Raw genomic sequence first — 3,286 nt, 5'->3', positions numbered from 1 at the left:
TCTCCAGGGTGGTCGTCCGGGTCACCGCGGAGTCCGTGGGGCCGGGCAGGTCCGTCGCCGGGGGGCCGGCGGCCAGGAAGTCGCGCACCTGCGCCGCGGTCCACCTCTCCGCGGGGTCCTTGACCATCGAGCGCACCAGCACGGGGGCGAGCCAGCCGGCGTTGGCGGGCCGCGGTGGGTCGTCGTTGACGATCCGGTAGAGCGCCCCCATCACGTTGTCGCCGACCTCGTAGGGCGGCTTCCCGACCAGCGCGTGGCACAGCGTGGCGCCCAGCGACCACACGTCGCTCGCCTCCGTGGCGATCTGCCCGCTGGCCACCTCGGGCGCCAGGTAGGCGGGGGAGCCGGTGACCAGCCCCGTCTGCGTCAGCGCCGCGTCGGCCTCGGTGCGGGCGATGCCGAAGTCCGTGAGCTTCACGTTGCCGTCGGGGCCGACCAGGATGTTGGACGGCTTGACGTCGCGGTGGACGATCCCGGCGGTGTGCGCGGCGGCCAGGGCGTCGGCGACCTGGGTCAGGATCGGCGCGACCTGGTCCGGCGGCAGCGCGCCGTTGGCCCGGACGATCTCGCTGAGGTTGGTGCCCTCCACGTGCTCCATGACCATCCACTGGTCGCCGGACTCGGGCTCGTCGACGAGGTCGAACACGGCGACGACGTGGGGGTGGTTGAGCCGTGCGGCGAGCCTGGCCTCCCGCTCGGCACGCTTGACGTCCGGCGTACCCCCTCCCGGGGCGGTGCCGATCCGCTTGAGCGCGACGGTCCGGCCGAGCGTGAGGTCGGTGCCGCTCCACACGGCCCCCATCCCGCCCCGGCCGATCTCCCGGTCGAGCGTGTACCTACCCGCGATCACCCAAGCCGCCCCTCGCTGTCGACGCCAACGGTCGAGCCTAGGCGCAAGGTGGAGGTAACCGGGTGGGAGGAGTGTCACGCCATGGGGCAGGCTTGGTCCGTGTCCGATGCTGTGCCGACCGACGTACCGATCGACCCGCACCTGCTCGACGACCTCGTCTGGCGGGGCATGGTCGCGCACTCGACGGACCTCGACGCCCTGCGCGAGGCCCTGACCGCGGGGAGCGTGCGCTTCTACGTGGGGTTCGACCCGACGGCACCCAGCCTTCACATGGGCAACCTGGTCCAGCTGGTGACGGCCATCCGGCTCCAGCGCGCCGGCCACACGCCCTACGTCCTGGTCGGCGGGGCCACCGGGATGATCGGTGACCCCAAGGACTCCAGCGAGCGCAGCCTCAACGACACCGGCACCGTCAAGGACTGGACCGAGCGGGTACGCCGCCAGGTCGAGCCGTTCGTGTCGTTCGAGGGGGCCAACGCCGCCACGATCGTCAACAACTACGACTGGACCGAGAACCTCTCGACCATCGACTTCCTCAGGGACATCGGCAAGCACTTCCCGGTCAACCGGATGCTCGCCCGCGACGTCGTCCGCACCCGTCTCGAGAGCGGCATCAGCTACACCGAGTTCAGCTACGTGCTCCTCCAGTCGATGGACTTCCTCACGCTCTTCCGGGACCACGGGGTCACGCTCCAGTTCGGTGGTTCCGACCAGTGGGGCAACCTCACCGGCGGTGTCGAGCTGATCCGGAGGGCCGACGGCGGGCACGCCCACGCGTTCGCCACCCCGCTGGTGACCAAGGCCGACGGCACGAAGTACGGCAAGACCGAGGGTGGGGCGCTCTGGCTCGACCCCGAGATGATGTCCCCCTACGCCTTCTACCAGTTCTGGCTCAACGTCGAGGACGAGAAGGTCGGGGAGCTGCTCCGGATCTTCACCTTCCTCACCCGCGAGGAGATCGAGGCCCTCGAGGCCGAGCACGCCGAGAAGCCGTTCCTGCGCCGGGGTCAGCGGACCCTGGCCGAGCAGGTCACGACACTGGTGCACGGTGCGGAGGCGACCGCACGCATCGAGGCGGCGTCCGCGGCGCTGTTCAGCGGCGGCTCGCTGGCCGACGCCGACGTCCAGGTGCTGCGCGAGGCGCTGGCGACGGCGCGCCCACTGGTGACCGGAGCCGCGGGCCGCAGCGTCACCGACCTCTTCGTCGAGGCCGGCCTGGTGCAGAGCCGCGGCGAGGCGCGCCGGGCGGTCGCGGAGGGCGGCGCCTACCTCAACAACGCGCGGGTGGACGACCCCGACTACGTGCCCGACGAGAGCGACTTCCTGGGCGGCGAGGTCCTGGTCCTGCGGCGGGGCAAGAAGAGCTTCGCGGGCGTTGCCGCCCCGTGAGCAGGTTCCCGTGACCTGGCTGTCCGACCTGGAGGGCGCGGCGCGGACGGCGCTGCCCGCGCCCGTCTTCGAGTACCTCGCCCAGGGGGCGCGGGACTCGGTCAGCACCCTCGAGTCGACGTGGGGCTGGTCCGAGCGACGGTTCCTGCCGCACGTGCTGCGGGACGTGACCGACGTCGACCTCTCGGTGCCCATGCTCGGTTCGCCGGCCCGGGTGCCGTGGGGCATCGCGCCCACGACCCAGCAGCGGGCGGTCCATCCCGACGGGGAGCTGGCCATGGCCCAGGCGACGGCAGCCGCCGGCAGCGTCCTGGTCGTGTCCAGCAACGCCGGGACGACCTTCGCCGACATCGCCTCCACCGGGGTGCGCTGGTGGCTGCAGGCCTACCTCCCGGCGGACCGGGCGCTCGCCGAGCCGATGCTCGCGCGGGCGGTCGACGCGGGGGCGGAGGCGGTCGTCCTCACGGTCGACACCCCGGTCGTGGCGACGAAGTACGCCGCCGGCGACCAGGTCGTCTGGGACGTCGTCGACCCGGAGCTGCTCCGGGTCAACTTCGACCCGGGCTACGAGGACGCCCCCGGGGCCGAGAAGGCGCTCGACCTCGGGCCCCACGACATCGTCTGGCTCGCCGAGCAGACCGGCCTGCCGGTCGTCGCCAAAGGCGTGCTGCGCCCGGACGACGCCCGGCGCTGCGTCCAGGCGGGCGCGGCCGCGGTATGGGTGTCCAACCACGGCGGCCGTCAGCTCGACCGGGCCGCGAGCACCGCGTCGTGCCTCCCGGCGGTCGTCACCGCGGTCGAGGGTGCGGCGCAGGTCTACGTCGACGGCGGGATCCGCAGCGGGCTCGACGTCCTGGCCGCCCTGGCGCTCGGCGCGGACGCGGTCTTCCTCGGCCGGCTGCCGCTCTACGCGCTCGTCGAGGGCGTGGGCGGCGTGGCCCGGATGCACGGCGACCTCCTCGACGAGGCGGTCGAGGCGTTCCGGCTGGCCGGCTGCCGGCTGGTCGCCGATGCGCGCGGAGTTGTGCGGGAGCCCTAACCTGGTTC

3 protein-coding genes are annotated in these 3,286 nt (G+C 72.9%); 2 read left to right on the top strand and 1 reads right to left on the bottom strand.

What is annotated here, in order from left to right; genetic code table 11:
- Positions 1-850, bottom strand: an 850-nt coding sequence (locus tag JHD21_RS21540; RefSeq protein WP_292679564.1) for a serine/threonine-protein kinase, incomplete at its 3' end; no start/stop codon positions are given.
- Positions 851-949: 99 nt separating this feature from the next.
- On the opposite strand from JHD21_RS21540, the gene tyrS reads away from it, so the two are divergent.
- Together tyrS and JHD21_RS21530 are read left to right on the top strand one after the other, a co-directional pair.
- Positions 950-2,239, top strand: a complete 1,290-nt coding sequence (gene tyrS / locus JHD21_RS21535) for a tyrosine--tRNA ligase (protein WP_292679562.1) — start codon at positions 950-952, stop codon at positions 2,237-2,239.
- 10 nt (positions 2,240-2,249) lie between these two features.
- Positions 2,250-3,278 carry an alpha-hydroxy-acid oxidizing protein gene (locus JHD21_RS21530; RefSeq protein WP_292679560.1) on the top strand — a complete coding sequence of 343 codons (1,029 nt, stop codon included), beginning with the start codon at positions 2,250-2,252 and terminating at the stop codon, positions 3,276-3,278.
- The last annotated feature ends 8 nt before the right edge of the window (positions 3,279-3,286 follow it).

It is taken from the genome of Nocardioides sp. (assembly GCF_016462705.1).
GTDB lineage: Bacteria > Actinomycetota > Actinomycetes > Propionibacteriales > Nocardioidaceae > Nocardioides.
The sequence above is the reverse complement of the archived record's forward strand: the minus strand, read 5'-3'. Positions and strand labels throughout refer to the sequence as shown.